Raw genomic sequence first — 14,763 nt, 5'->3', positions numbered from 1 at the left:
AAAACAGACAAAAAACCGGTATTAGTTATTCACCAATACCAGAAAGTGTAGACCCGTTTTTTTTATAAAAAAGACCGGGACAACCGCCTGGTCTGATTTGTTGAAATTTCTATGGCTGAAACGTGCGACAAAAGGTAGCTGGTTCCGCTTTTTGTCGCACTCTTTTACTCTATTGCAGTGCCGTGACTACCTGCAAAGTTGCCGAGAAGTAGTTGCGCTTTTCAATCTTCTTCGGTAACTGCTTAGCAGTCTTCTTGGTCAAGCTCTTGTAGCCCATCGTCTTAGCGGCCACGTGAACTGGAGCGGTGAACGCCGTATTCTCGTAGCTGTTGACAGCCCGGCCACCCACGGTATAAACCGCGGTAATCTTCTTTTTCTTATTGTAGAAGGCCAGCTGTTTCTTCAAGGCTTTCTTGGTGACACTGTCCTTACTAATCTTGTAAGTCTGAGCTAAACGCCAAGGCACCCGGCAAGCATTGTAGCCAACCTGATTATCCGTCCCCGACTCAATCGTATACGGTTTAACGGCCTTGAGCTTGATGCTCTTCTTGGTCGCAAAGATAAAGTCTGGGAATAGCCCGGTCTTGTGGCGGGCACTAAGTTTCTTCACAGCCACTTGGCTTTGCTTGGCGACCTTATTCCAGGTCTTGTCCTTGGTGTATTTGGCAAAGGTCTTGAAGTACCCGGTCATCAGATCCGCCGTCCGAAGCTTGCTGACATCATAACTAGATGTCGCCCAGTTCCCCATGGTTGGCAGATAGGTTGTCTTGTTGATTTCCTTTTGCTTGATGGCCTTGATCAGTGACTTGGCCGCCTTTTTATAGTTGGTCTTGCGGCTCCCCCACTGCTTGTCGGCAAGGATGAGCGCGTAGGCAATATCCAGATCCCCATCGGTCGCACTATTCTTCTGGGACCCCTTGCTGGTCATCTTGCCGGAGCGCTTGGTCTGTTGCCATTGCATCAGCGGGACCTTGCTGGATACTCGGTGAGACCGGTAGTACTTATAGAATTGATTAAACGTGGTCTGGGTCTTGGCCCCTTTTTTGGCAGCCAGAACGGCCGCCAACATGGCATAGCCTTGCCCTTCGGAAAGTGCCGTCGTCTTTCCTTGACCATTGTTACTCTTCACGTATTTCTGGGATGACCCGGCCACATAGGCCTTACGCCACTGCTGATACTGGGTCACTGCCGCATTGATCTTGGCCTCGCTAGCCGTTGGACGAACAGTCGCAATGCCAGCTACCAGTCCCACAATTAACCCGAGGCCGATAATGGCTCCCATTAACCGACGTTTACGCATACTTACAACTCCCTTTTCAAAGCTGATCACAACATTCTAATTACCTTTAATTATCTCGCAAACTGAATTATTTGTCGTCCAAAATAACCCAAGTCATCAATTTTGACCTGACAACTTGATTAGCAAGTACGATAAAACGCCCGAGAACAATTAAGCTCTCGGGCGTTGTTTATTTCTATTCAGTAAAGACCTTTTTGGCAATGCCAAATGCGGACCAAGCCTTTGGCCAACCCACGTAGAAGGACAAATGGGTAATCACTTCGGCAATTTCATCCTTGGTGATACCGTTTTGTTTGCCAATCTTCAAGTGGGCTGGGAGTTGTTCAAAGTTCCCGGCGGAAATCAGGGCTGAAATGGTAATCAGACTCCGTTGGTGAGCAGAGAGTTTGTCCTCACGCGACCAAACTTCACCAAATAAAACATCATCATTGAGTTCTGCGAACTTGGGGGCAAAGTCACCTAAGTTGTCGCGCCCTGCTGTTTGCTTCTTTGCCATGAAATTCAGACCTCCTAGTCTAATGCGTTGTAGTGAGCATCGTCGACGGGTTCCAACCATTCTGGGGTACCAGCCGTGATAGCGATGTGACTGAACCAGCTATCCTTCGTGGCCCCATGCCAGTGCTTAACGCCGTCCTTGGTAACCACGACATCACCAGGATGTAAGCGCCGAGCGGGTTGACCATCTTCTTGGTACCAGCCTTCACCACCGGTAACCAGTAGAATCTGGAAGCCATCGTGATGAATGTGCCAGTTGTTCCGGCAACCGGGTTCAAAGGTCACATTACCAACACCCACACTGACGTCGGGATCACTCACTAAACCTTGTAAGTAGCTCTGACCGGTAAAGAACTTTTGGTAAGCTTCGTTCTTGTCACCTGCTGGAAAAATCACACCGTTTTTAATATCTTCATTTTTAGCCATTATTCATTCTCCTTTATTTGTCATTGAATTGTTGTAAATAGTCATGGAAACTCTCGGAGTCGTCAATCGTGTGATCGACCTTGCCGTCATACCAATCGATCTTCCGGCTGAGGACCTTGAGATGCATCTGAAGCTCAGCAATGTCAGCTTCCGCATCATCCTTGGTCTTCTGTAGCATGTCCCGCCGTTCAGGAATCGTACGGTCACCCTCGGCTCGCAGTCGAACGTAACGTTTGAGATCATTTAAACGAAGTCCGGTTCCCTTGAGATGCAGGATAAAGCCAACCCACCGAATATCATTCTCAGTATAATAACGAACGCCGTTTTCATCACGCTGGGAAACGATCAATCCTTGGTCTTCGTAATAACGCAACGTGTAGGTCGACAGACCCACCAACTTTGAAAATTCACCGATTCGGTACTGTTTATCTGCCACAATGACGCCTCCTTGAATGCCTTACATGCTCTAGTGAACACCTTCGAGTACACTTTAAGTCAAGACAAAAGTCAAAAATAATTTTTCAGATCAATCATAACTGAAACGATCATTAACAAGCGGCCTAACGATTTCAATTTTTGAAAAAGTCTGCTTTATCCCTAACAAAGGTTTGGCCTTTTCAAATGTATTTGGCATTAAGTAAAGAAATATAACGAACACATCATAACCTATCTACGACTGTAATCATTATTTTGTTCGAATGACGCAATTAGTTAAAAGTGTGGTTAACAGCGCTCTGATCCGACTCTTCGCAATGAAACGTAACAAGATTAAAAACCGCTTAATGCCTATTCTTAAAAGGTAAACCGATTTAATTTCACAAAGCTAAGAATAACCCTCAAATTAGTTTTATCTCTTTATAATTAAGCTTGAATTAGCTGTGAAAGGGTGTACAATGAAGTTGTAGAAAAGATTGTCCACATTAACTGATGTGTGGTAAAAATAGTAACCAATGACTAGGGCGAAGTAATTTCACAGTAATTGAGGAGGAAATCATCATGAGGAAGCAAGCTAACGTTGAAACTAAGGAACACTTTAAGAGTTACAAGGCAGGTAAGAACTGGGTCTTCGCTTGTATCACTGTTGCAACCTTAGGTTTAGGGATGACTGGCATGGGCGTTACGGCGAATGCCGACACCACCCCCGCCGCCACACCACAGACCGAAACTGAAAGCGATTCCAGTTCTGAACAGTCTAATCAAACCAGCTTGAAGACGGCCAGTGATACCAAAGAGGACACGTCTGAAAGTAACGCCGATACTAAAACAGATACTGAAACCAAGACGGATACCGAAAAGGATAACACGTCAAAAGAGGTCGCCGATCCTGAAGTTAAAGAAAAAACAGAGACACCTAAATCAGATGTTCCTGCTTCTAACCTCACTGATCAAAGAGTGAATAAGGACGTCCAGGAGACGCCTGAAGTCCCAACTGTCCAAACAGACGACGTTAAAGAAGAACCCGCACCTGTTGAAAAAACAACCGAAGTCAACGTTGAAAAGATTCAATCATTCTCTTCAGTTTTACCAACGTCTCGGTTATCTCGGAGTGCCTTAGTGAAGGCCGCAACCTTGCCTAACATCATGGGTGTCGATGCTACCGAATGGATGCCAGATCCTGCTATGCGGGCCTGGGTCATCAATGCCGCTAAGTTCTTCAACAAGGGCGCTTACATCACATCGAGTAACTTATTCCTCTACCTCTCCAAAGTCACTTCATTGACTGATTATGGTTATACTGGTGACTTACCCACTGACTTCACCGGGATTCAATATCTCACGAACTTAGATGGTTTCACTTTGACTAAAAAGGCTATCGCACCGGAACACATGATCGACTTCTCCTTCGCACCAAAGCTGACAACGTTAGCACTGACTGTTCCAGAGAACACGCCGATGCCCGCTCAAGACGCTAGTACCTTTATGAAAACCTATCTGGGTCAAAATACCCAATTAAAGTATCTTAGCATCAATCATTACAACTTAACTGGTAATGTGCCAGATCTTTCGGCCTACACCCAACTGATTAACGTTAACTTTGATTCTAACGCCATTACCGGAGATCTTGCTGATGTCGGCAGTTTGCCAGAAGTCTTGTACTTACAATTCAGTGAGAACAAGCTCTCGGGTGCCTTCCCTGATCTTAGTGAATTTCCAAAGTTACAAGCGCTTTATCTGGAGGACAATGACCTTAGTGGTAAGTTACCGGATTTATCTGGTTACACCAATCTCAGCACGTTGCTCATCAGTGGCAACCACTTTACCACCAATTTTAATGATGACCATCTGCTAAACACTTGGACTTCTAAACAGACAGTTCAAGGCGGAACCTACAAGCTTTCCGAATTACCAGCAATGTCCACATTTGATCCAATTAGTGGCCTGCTCTTCGGTTCTCAAGACCTCGCGGGTAACATCGATACCACAGCTAAGTACCACGCCATTACTGAAGGCGCCTTGCCGTTATACTTCTGGAATAATCCGGACCCAGACAATCCATTAGGCTTCGTTTACAAGGCCAATGGGACACCAATTCCAGCTGGGACCTACACGATTACCGTCGTTACAACTAACAACTACCAAGCTGAAACGGACGTTACCTTCACTATCGTCGATGATGTCACGCCAGTTGACCCTGATCCAGATCCAAGTACTGACCCTGGTACAACGGACCCGACCGATCCAACTACCGACCCCGGTACGACGAATCCAACCGATCCAACCACGGATCCTGGAACAACGGAACCAACGACACCAGTTACCCCAACGACGCCGATTACTGACGGCGACGGTGTCCCCGGTGACGAAGTGGTATCTGGCGGGGATGGCGACCAGATCGTTGACCCTACTGTACCAACCACTGACAAAGGTAACCATGTTGTAAACCTTACTGCTGGTGACAAGGCCAAGGGTGTCCAGACCACTGGCCACAAGACCACGACCAGCACGGTGGTTAAGACTCATGGTCAGGCCGCTCACGTGACCGCCACCAAGTTAGCTGCATCCAAGACTAACCACCAAAGCGCAACGACCTTACCACAAACCGATGAAAAGCAAAGCGCCATCTCGACTATTGCCGCCGGGGTTGCCGTGGCCTTATCAACCTTAGGGCTTGGCTTGAGTCGCAAGCGTCATGAATAACGCACTCTAGTAACCTAAAAATCCATCCGAACACTGAATTTAATCAGTGCGCGAATGGATTTTTTAATTTATTCTGGATTTATTTGATCGATGGCCAGCTGCATAGTTTGAATAAACCGTGCGTCTATCTTTCGTTGTGAAATTTTCAAAAAGCCACCAAATTCCTGAACCAGAAAACCAAATAATGTCGAGCGGTAGAGCGTCGACGCAACGAGGCCCTCCTCGTCGCCACCAACCAGATGTAGACTCTTAAACATTTGCAGGTAGAGCGTCATCAACGCTTCATGGGTCCGTTTTAACTGGCGCATGTCATTGGGGTCCATCAGGATGGGTGCGAGATGTTGTTGTTTTCGACAACCCTCCCGGAACTCCTGGGCAAAGACCATTAGTGCTTCCTTGCCGCCAACCCCCACTAACCGCCGCATTAGCTGATCAGCCAGTTGCTGAACGAAGCGCACCCCCACTTGATCCAAGAGATCGGTCAGACTATCCGCATAGTTATAGACGGACTGGGGCCGAATCTCTAGGGCATCCGCTAAAGCGCGGACAGTGAGGTTCTCAATCCCATTCTCCGCGATCAGCTGATTGGCCTTCTCCAGGACAATATCTTGGGTTAATGCTCGTCGTTTTACCATGTTTTCGCCTCATTTAAAGTCTCTTATTCTCAACTAATTATACCTTGAACGGCTGGTAGAATAAACTACTTATCCAAATATCGAGCCGCCAAATTATTCCAACTTAGTGTAGCACATTATTCCACACGATCATAGTTAATCCCATTATAAATGGTGACATAAAATGGCGAGTTGCCCGCTAGGCAAACTCGTCATTTTTTAAAAGCCTATTCCACTAGTAACGCCGTTCCCAAACAACCCAACCGCCAGTTGTTAAGGCCAACAGGAAGGCCAACCCAGCCACGATTAATGGCTTTGCTGAACGTTCCCCGGTCTGTGGTAACGTCTGACCAGTATAGGTGCTTGTCGCGTGACTAGAACTCGTCTGACCCGTCGTTGGCGTCGTGTTGCCAGCACCACCAGTGACCGGCTGCTGACTCCCAGACCCCGTCGTGTTACCTGGTTCTGGGGTCGTAGTCCCTGGATATGTTGGCGTCGTTGGCGCTACCGGTGGCTTTGGTGCCGTCGGATGCGTTGGGTTTGGATTTGGCGTTGGCGTCGGCGTCGGTTCCGGCGTTGGTTCTGGCTCTGGTTCCGGCGTCGTTGGTCCGGTAGGTGGCGTGGTAACTGGTGGCACTGTCTCACCAGGAGTCTCGCCGCCACCGCCTGGCGTCGTCGCAACATCTTCTGCGGAGACATTTACGGCAGTTGTCGCGCCATTCACAATGGTGAACGCTATTGGGGTTTCATTCAATGTGTAGCCTTCTGGGGCCTTGGTCTCGATGAACTGGTAATCGCCAGCCGCAAGCCCATCAACTTGAATGTTCCCCTCGGCGTTAGTGATCAAGTCAGTCCTAATCACTTCACCTTCAGCATCCACTAACTTGTAAACCGCACCAGTTAACTTCTCACCAGTAGCCTTATCGACCTTAGTCAAAATGACCTCGCCGCTAGGCTCTTCATCATTGTGGTCGGCGGTATCCTCAGCGGAAACGTCCACCGTTGCCGTTTCACCCTTCACAATCGTGAAAGGTATTGGCGTCGAATCCAACGTGTAGCCTTCAGGCGCCGCCGTTTCAATGAACTTGTAGTCACCAGCCGGTAAACTAGCAAACGAAATATTGCCGTTGGCATCGGTGACTAGTCCCGAACCATAAATTTTGCCATTGCTGTCTTCCAGCGTATAGGTTGCGCCGGCTAACTTTGCGCCGGTCTCCCGGTCCGTCTTGGTCAACAAGACTTCACCGAACTGTTGCTCGGAACCATTGCCGCTACCACTGCCGCCCCAGGTAATCTGGGCCGTCACATTTTGGCCATTCATTGAAGCTGTGTTCGTCCAAATTTCACTTTCGCTCACGTCATTAGGCGTCGTTTGGTAAGTCATATTAATGGCTTTCGAAACGTCCGGGAAGGTAAAAATCAAGGTATTCCCCATGGCGTCAACCTCCGGGGTAACGGTCCCATCGGCAACGAACCCGCCGTCCTCGCCATACTTACCAGTCTCAGCATAAACACTGCCCGGAACATAAGTCTGGTTAGGACCTAAAGTATCCGTGACAACGGCCGTTCCCATAGGCATGCCATTAGGGTTAAACGCAATGTTCCAGGTCAACTTGGAAGGTGACCCGTCCGCATTTCGATCGGCAATCCAACCAACCTTGTTGACTCCCCAATCGTGACCCAAGTTTTCATTTTCACTCGTCCCGGTCACATAGAACTGTAAATGACCGCCACGATCGGTGGCAGATTCACCTAAAACATCATTGAATGTAATCGTTCCTGTGGATTCTCCAGCCTTAATCGTAAAGGTCCCGACAACTCGACCGGAATCATCCTTCAGACTAACCGAGATATCTTGGCTGGCTACCGCGTTAGGAGGTAACGTCACCGATACCGTGTCGCCGGCTTGAATCGACTCGCCATCGGGAATCCCCCAAGTGTAATTGACTTCATAACTGTTCCACTTACTTAACTCGCTCCCTAAAGGAACCTTGCTTCCTTGCAGATCGGTAAGGGTCGGATCGTTTCCGGTGAGACCTGATACCATTAATTCAGCGGCGTGGGCCGTCACGCCGTTAGTGATGAACCCGCCTGTAAGGAAGACAGTCAGCGCCATCACCAAACCAAAGATGATGGTCCAAATCTTCCTTTTCATCGTCATCCTCCTCCAATCACCAACACCCCCACAACGGGTTGCTCCTTTGTGGGGATCAAAGCTTACCGAATTAAAAGCTACTCTTCTATTCCGCTTCAGCCCCCACTATAATGACTTCTGTAAAAAGGCGAGTTCTGAGTGCTCATCCATTTGCCGTTTCATTTTATGGACACTCAACCTCACCTTTAGCGGCTATCGTGATTGACTTCTCTAAGTCACCGTCACCACTGATGATCTGGAGTGATCAATGCAGGGTTTTGGAAATTAACTGATGATTGGTTTTGGGCACAAATAAAAATGGCATGAACTTATTTTGTTCACACCATTCATTCGTCGCTTGATTATTAAATTAGCCGGTAAAAATTAATCGAATTCCTCATATTCATTGGGATCTTGATTGTCGATTCGACCGTCATCTTGGTTGAGCGCAGTAATCGCCGCCACTTCTTCCGGAGCCAAACTGAAATCAAAGATATCGAGATTCCCGCGTTGGTGAACCAAGTTACTGGCCTTAGGGATCGGAACGATTCCCCGTTGTGTGTGCCAGCGGAGCACAATTTGACCCACGTTTTTACCATACTTAGTCGCCAATTGCTGAATCAAGGGTTCCTTTAGCGCGGCACTTCCACGTCCCAGTGGACTCCAGGCTTCGGTGACAATGCCTCGCTTCTGGTCTTCAGCAACCATCCGTTCCTGGGTCCAGTATGGGTGAACCTCCAATTGGTTCACGGCTGGCGTGACACCAGTCTCTTGAATCAACCGGTCCAAATGCTCAGGTTCAAAATTCGAGACCCCAATTGACCGAATCAGGCCACGTGTCCGCGCGTCAATCATGGCCTGCCAAGCTTCCACGTAATGGTCTCGCTTGGGCAATGGCCAGTGAATGAGGAACAGGTCAAAGTAGTCGAGTCCCATACGATACAGTGATTCCTGAATCGCCATGGTCGCATCGGCATATTGGTGATACTTGCCAGGTAATTTTGACGTCACGAAGAAGGCTGAACGTGGTAAGCCCGACCGGCGAATAGCTTCACCGACGGCTCCCTCGTTGTCATAATTCGTGGCCGTATCCAGACTCCGATAGCCATCCTTAATGGCTGCCAAGATCTGATTGACCCCTTGACCACCACGGACCTGATACGTACCCAACCCAATGGCGGGCATCTCAAAACCATCGTTTAACGTAACTGTCTGCACTTCTGTCATGAGTGAACCTCCTATACACAATCTCACATTCTAGCTTAACGCGAGCCCATTCTAAAGGGAACTGGTTTGTCTGTGCCGGCGAATGACACGGTTTAGCGTCAACGCCAACCCCAGTGAGATGATAGCGTAGATGGCTGCTCCCCAACTAATATACCGGAGGCCTACCGTGCCCAGCATCCCCGAAGCCGTGGCCGACCCCAGTGAAATTCCAAAATTAAAGAAGATCGAGTTCAACGATGAGGCTAACACGGTCGACTGCGGATATTCCTCTTCCGCAATGTTGAGAAAATGAATCTGAATTGGGGAGTTAATGACCGTGACAATCAGACTCATGACCAACAAGATACCCAGTCCCAGCGCCTTTGAATTCAAGACAAACGGCAACACTGCGAGTAACACAATGTCAGCGACATAGAATCGCGGCATAATCCGCAACCCATTTCGCTCGGCCAGCATCCCCGAGATCCGATTACTGATAATACTCATAATTCCAATGACAAACAGCAACCAATTCAGGCTCTCGTTGCTGAAGCCTAAGGCCGTCGTCAACAGCGGCCGGATGTAGGTGTAGTACGCGTACATCGTCGCCGCCGTGAAGAGTACCAGCGCAATCCCTACATAGATGCGACGGTCCTTTAATAACACCAGCTGGTTCCGAATACTGCCCTGAACCTGTTCCACCTGACGTGGTAGGAGCCAACCCAATAAGACCCAGGTAATCGCACTGATCCCCGAGATCAGGTAAAAGGCGTCGTGCCAGCTGTAGCTCGTACTAATCGCGGTTCCAATCGGCACCCCAAAGACAGAGGCAATGCTAAAGCCAGCGAAGATCCAAGACACGAGCCCGGCCCGCTTTTCCCGTGGGGCAATCGTGCTGGCAAAAGTCATGATCAGAGAGATAATAGCTCCGGCCACCATGGCCGTCACCATACGTGACACCAACAGTACCGGATAATTCATGGCAAAGCCACTTAGCGTGTTCCCCAGTAAGAAGACCCCCATCAAGACCATCAGCGTTTTATAGCGGCTATAACGACTGGTCAGAATCGTTACAAATGGCGTGCTGACGGCATAAACCGTCGCAAAGATCGTCACCAAATACCCTACCGTGGCGACTGGCACCTGGTACTCCTTGGCAATATCGGAGAGCACCCCGACCACAATAAATTCATTACACCCCAGCATAAAGGCCACCAAGACGAACACGATGGCCTGCCAACGATACTTATTCACAATAGTTTCTCCTCTGAGTCGGTTTAGTTAATCATATAGACCAGCTTACACGATCCCCCAGGGAAATTCTCCGCTAACGACTCATGAAAACGTCACCAGTTATTTTTTAATGATTAGTCGACCGTAACTGCCGCCGTTTCGCCATTTCACGGTTCAAGACGACGACCAGAATCAAAGAGATCACGGCATAGGCAATCGCGCCAAAACTCAGGCTCTTCAACCCGGCATGGTTCAAGAGAATGGAGGCTGTCGCCGATCCAACCGAGATCCCCACGTTAAAGAAGATGGGATTGACCGCTGCGGCCAACATCATGGCTTGCGGATAGCTTTCCGCCGCCACATCCAGGAAGTGAATCTGCAGTGGTGCCCCGGCAATGGTCACAATCAACGCAAGGACTAACAGGATGGCGAAGCCCAAGAAAGCGTGGTCCAATGCCATCGGCAAGAGTAATAACAAACCGATGTCAGCCACGTAAAACCAGGGAATCACCCGCAAGCCATCGCGCTCGGCCAACGTTCCTGACAAGCGATTACTGATGATACTCATAATCCCCAGAATAAAGAGGAGCCAATTCAGACTGGAAACACTGAAGCCTAGCCCCTCCGTAATCAGGGGGCGAATATAGGTGTAATAAGCATACATCGTGGCCGCCATGGTCAAATTGAGCCCAACCGCCAAATAAACTCGCTTGTCGGTCAGAAAGACCAGCTGTTCTTTAACACTCCCGGTACTCTGATCGACGTGCCGTGGTAGCAACCAGGCTAACAGCGCGTAAGTTATCAGGGTAATTACCGAGATAATGTGGAAGGCCGTGTGCCAGCTGTCAGCGGTACTGATCGCCGTCCCGATCGGCACCCCAATGACGGAAGCAATGCTGAACCCAGCAGAGATCCAGGCGATCAGAATCGGCCGTTTATCACGCGGCGCAATGTCATTGGCAAAGGCAATGATAAAGGATTCGATGGCCCCAGCCACCACGGCCGTCGTCATCCGCGCCGCAATCAGTAACCCATAGGTCGTGGCAAAACCACTCAGGGTGTTACCTAGAAGAAAAACGGCCATGAGCACCATAAAAACTTTATAACGACTGAATCGATTGGTCAGAACCGTAATGATCGGCGTGCTAACGGCAAATACTGTCGCGTAGATTGTCACCAGGTAGCCCACCGTGGCGACCGAAACACTCAGAGTCTTGGCAATGTCAGAGATCACCCCGACGACAATAAACTCGTTGCAGCCTAACATGAACGAGGTGAGAACAAAGATAATCGTTTGTAACCGGTACTTGGTCATGGTAAATCCTTCCTTAGTGACGCCGAACGTCTCGTTTTTAGTTTTATAGTCTACCTTACACGACAAACTAAAAAACGGCTAGCCCCCAAATAGGGAAACTAGCCGTTCAGCTTACTTTTTAAGCGTTCGAACAATCTGATTAGTGATCATTTCTAAGTCTTCCTGTTCACCATGCAACAGAGCTGGCACGTAATTACCTTGGATGATGTAAACCACCATCTGTCCCGCAATCACCCGAATCAAACCAGCCGCATCGATGTCGTCTCTAAGTTCACCCGTATCGTAGAAAAATTGAACGAGTTCTTGAAGAAAGTTAAAGTCCTCACTCGCAACCACTTTAGCAAAGGTTTTGCGCATCTCGGCATTGGTCATCATTTCTACCGCAATAATTTTAACTGCCTGCTCATTAGATTTAATAAAATGATACCGGTCAGTGACGATAAAATGAACGATTTCGGTTAGTGTCTTTCGTTTCGCGATGCCGCCGAAGAATTCGTCACGGTAAGTCGGGAAGAAGTGCTCCAGGACTGGCTGGACGATCGCCATCAACAAATCTTGCTTGGTGTGAAAATACTTAAAGATGGTGGCCTGGCTGATCCCCGCCTCTTTGGCAACCTGAACCGTCGACGTGCCGTCAAATCCAGATTCGGAGAAGAGCCGCATTGCCGCAATTAATGCGGCCTTCTTACCCTTAGGCATCTTCTGATGGTCGAGCCAATCACGATAATTATCAAAGATTGGTGGTTCCAAGCTGGTCACTCCTTTCACAAAAACCTGTCAAACTATTATTATACGCGATTATCCTAAAGAATGGTCGTGATTTTACTAGACTTTCCGGTAACGCCGTAAGCCCACAATGTTGAGAATGGTCAAAACTACCAAGAAGCCTAGCAGAACTAAGATGTCCCCACCCAAGGCAAAGATGGAGGTTCCCCGCATGATAATTGCGGTAACCGCATCCCCCGAGTATTTCAATGGGATAACGGTAGAAATATCACTGACCCATTTTGCCATTGAATCCAATGGGATTAATCCCGAGAAGAAGATTTGTGGAATCACGACCAGCGGAATGAACTGCATCATTTGGAATTCGGAGTTGGCAAAGGTTGATAAGAGAATCCCGAAGGCCAACGCCACCAGTGCCCAGAGAAGGTTAACCGCAATCACACTTGCCAGGTTTCCGACAACTTCGACCCCTAGTAACCATACCGTAACCACGACAATCACAATGGTTTGTAAAATGGCCAGGATGCCGTAACTCAACATGTACCCGTAAACGATGGAGGACCGCTTAACTGGCGTTGCTAACAAGCGATCTAAAGTTCCCGTCGTCCGTTCCTTCAGTAGTGCCATCCCAGAAATCAGGAAAACGAAGAAGAAAACGAAGAAGCCCATGAGGATGGGCACCATCTTGGCAAAGAAGCCGGTGTCCTTGTCCCCGTATACGTAGTGGTTGGTAATCTTCGGCGTTGTCTGACTAGTACTCTTGGTCGCGTGATTCGTCGACGTGGCCTTGGTGGCAGCAGCCTGTTGAGTAACCGTGGCTGTGCCAGCCGCCTGACTCGCGGCTGCCTGCTGCTTCTGCATGGCAATCAACTGAGCCTGGAGCTTAACCGTAGCCTTGGTGCTCTTCTTCAATGCCGACTTTAATTGATCAATACTCGTGGCGGTCAGGGCATTCTTAAAGGCCAACTTGACGGCTGACGTCTTGGAAGAATCCGTATTGGCGTAAGTCAGGCTAAAATTCTTGCCATTTTTCTTGATAATCGCATCGATCTTGGCCGCCTTTAAAGCCTTGTCGGCATCCGCCTTGCTATCGTAGGATTTAACGTCAACGTGCTTGATGCTCCCCATTTCCTTGTTGAGCTTCTGTGTCACGGCAACCGTGCCGACATTCACATCTGTTGATGAGTTCGTGTTGAAGATTACACTCATCAGTAACATCACCAAGACGGGAGCTAGGAACATCAAGGCCAACGTCCGCTTATCTCTAAAGAGTTCCTTTAGAACCCGATTCATAATCGCAATTGTTCTCATTATTCAACACCCTCCGCCTTTAAGAAGACATCTTCAATCGTTGGCACATCGTACTGTTTCTTCAACACCCCGGGTTCATCGAATGCCATGACCTTGCCATCTAGCAACAAGGCCACCCGATCGGTCAGTTCGGATTCATCCATCACGTGAGTTGTGATCAGAATGCTTCGACCCTCGCTCTTAATCCGGTCAAGTTCTGCCCAAATTTGTCGCCGCAGGGCTGGGTCAATCCCGACAGTCGGTTCGTCCAAAACCAGCAACTCAGGGCTACCAAGCAGTGCAATGGCCAGTGACAACCGCCGCATCATCCCCCCAGAATAGCCAGATACCCGTTTGTTCAGATCCTTGGTCAGGTCGACCACTTTAGCTGCATGTTCAACCTCGGCTACCATCTGGTCTTTCTTAATACCCTTCATTTGGCCATAGAACACTAGATTTTCTTTGCCAGTCAGGGCATCGTACAGGGCATCGGTTTGCGCCATGTACCCGATCCGCCCCAGCAACTGCCGGTTCGGCATCGTGGTATCAAAAACTTTGGCAGAACCCCCGCTGGCAACTTCCATCCCCAATGTGACCTTGATTACCGTTGATTTACCGGCCCCGGAAGGTCCAATTAAACCAACAATCTCGCCTTTGTTGACGGTAAGGTTGATATCCTTCAATACCGTTTCATCGCCAAACTTCTTGGCTAAATGTTGTAAATCAATAATTGCTTGTCCCACAATAAGACCTCCCAAGACCTTTTTAAATTTAGGTGAGTGAGTAATTACTTACTCGATAAGGTGAGTATACAATCACTTTTAAAAAAAGCCTCGATTTAAAATTGAAGTGCAACACCTGCTCTACTAGACCAGTTCTTTATTCA

At 48.5% G+C, this 14,763-nt stretch carries 13 protein-coding genes; 1 reads left to right on the top strand and 12 read right to left on the bottom strand.

The annotated features are described in order from the left end of the window. Positions 1–169 precede the first annotated feature (169 nt). From IV54_RS00620 to IV54_RS00605, 4 genes are all read right to left on the bottom strand, one after another. The gene (locus IV54_RS00620; RefSeq protein ID WP_057877476.1) at positions 170–1,300 is read right to left on the bottom strand and encodes a family 8 glycosyl hydrolase; all 1,131 of its coding nucleotides are present in this window, start codon (positions 1,298–1,300) and stop codon (positions 170–172) included. Positions 1,301–1,475: 175 nt separating this feature from the next. Further along, positions 1,476–1,796 (bottom strand): carboxymuconolactone decarboxylase family protein, encoded by a 321-nt coding sequence (locus IV54_RS00615; RefSeq protein ID WP_057877475.1) that lies wholly within the window; start codon positions 1,794–1,796, stop codon positions 1,476–1,478. A 14-nt stretch (positions 1,797–1,810) separates the two neighbouring features. Next, a complete protein-coding gene (locus IV54_RS00610) occupies positions 1,811–2,221 on the bottom strand; it encodes a cupin domain-containing protein (RefSeq protein WP_057877474.1) in 411 nt (136 codons plus the stop codon). Between the two features lie 13 nt (positions 2,222–2,234). Continuing rightward, complete coding sequence (locus IV54_RS00605) at positions 2,235–2,657, bottom strand: MerR family transcriptional regulator (RefSeq protein ID WP_057877473.1); 423 nt, start codon at positions 2,655–2,657, stop codon at positions 2,235–2,237. Between the two features lie 560 nt (positions 2,658–3,217). Between IV54_RS00605 and IV54_RS00600 the strand changes: the two genes are divergently transcribed. Next, positions 3,218–5,359, top strand: a complete 2,142-nt coding sequence (locus IV54_RS00600) for a KxYKxGKxW signal peptide domain-containing protein (protein ID WP_057877472.1) — start codon at positions 3,218–3,220, stop codon at positions 5,357–5,359. Positions 5,360–5,427: 68 nt separating this feature from the next. Here IV54_RS00600 and IV54_RS00595 read toward each other — a convergent pair whose 3' ends face one another. From IV54_RS00595 to IV54_RS00560, 8 genes are all read right to left on the bottom strand, one after another. Continuing rightward, positions 5,428–5,994, bottom strand: coding sequence for a TetR/AcrR family transcriptional regulator (locus IV54_RS00595; RefSeq protein WP_057877471.1), 567 nt, complete (start codon positions 5,992–5,994; stop codon positions 5,428–5,430). A gap of 214 nt (positions 5,995–6,208) precedes the next feature. Next, the gene (locus IV54_RS00590; RefSeq protein ID WP_057877470.1) at positions 6,209–8,128 is read right to left on the bottom strand and encodes a SpaA isopeptide-forming pilin-related protein; all 1,920 of its coding nucleotides are present in this window, start codon (positions 8,126–8,128) and stop codon (positions 6,209–6,211) included. Between the two features lie 363 nt (positions 8,129–8,491). Next, positions 8,492–9,334: an aldo/keto reductase gene (locus IV54_RS00585; protein ID WP_057877469.1), complete on the bottom strand. Its 843-nt coding sequence runs from the start codon at positions 9,332–9,334 to the stop codon at positions 8,492–8,494. Positions 9,335–9,385: 51 nt separating this feature from the next. Next, positions 9,386–10,567, bottom strand: coding sequence for an MFS transporter (locus IV54_RS00580; RefSeq protein ID WP_057877468.1), 1,182 nt, complete (start codon positions 10,565–10,567; stop codon positions 9,386–9,388). Between the two features lie 106 nt (positions 10,568–10,673). Further along, on the bottom strand, positions 10,674–11,861 hold the full coding sequence (locus tag IV54_RS00575) for an MFS transporter (protein WP_057877467.1): 1,188 nt from the start codon (positions 11,859–11,861) through the stop codon (positions 10,674–10,676). A 111-nt stretch (positions 11,862–11,972) separates the two neighbouring features. After that, complete coding sequence (locus IV54_RS00570) at positions 11,973–12,620, bottom strand: TetR/AcrR family transcriptional regulator (RefSeq protein WP_057877477.1); 648 nt, start codon at positions 12,618–12,620, stop codon at positions 11,973–11,975. Between the two features lie 66 nt (positions 12,621–12,686). Further along, complete coding sequence (locus tag IV54_RS00565; RefSeq protein ID WP_057877466.1) at positions 12,687–13,898, bottom strand: ABC transporter permease; 1,212 nt, start codon at positions 13,896–13,898, stop codon at positions 12,687–12,689. After that, a complete protein-coding gene (locus IV54_RS00560; RefSeq protein WP_057877465.1) occupies positions 13,898–14,620 on the bottom strand; it encodes an ABC transporter ATP-binding protein in 723 nt (240 codons plus the stop codon). Before IV54_RS00560 ends, IV54_RS00565 begins: the two co-directional genes overlap by 1 nt. Positions 14,621–14,763 lie beyond the last annotated feature (143 nt).

The sequence above is a fragment of the Levilactobacillus paucivorans genome (assembly GCF_001437125.1).
GTDB lineage: Bacteria > Bacillota > Bacilli > Lactobacillales > Lactobacillaceae > Levilactobacillus > Levilactobacillus paucivorans.
This window is presented reverse-complemented; position numbering and strand designations above follow the sequence as displayed.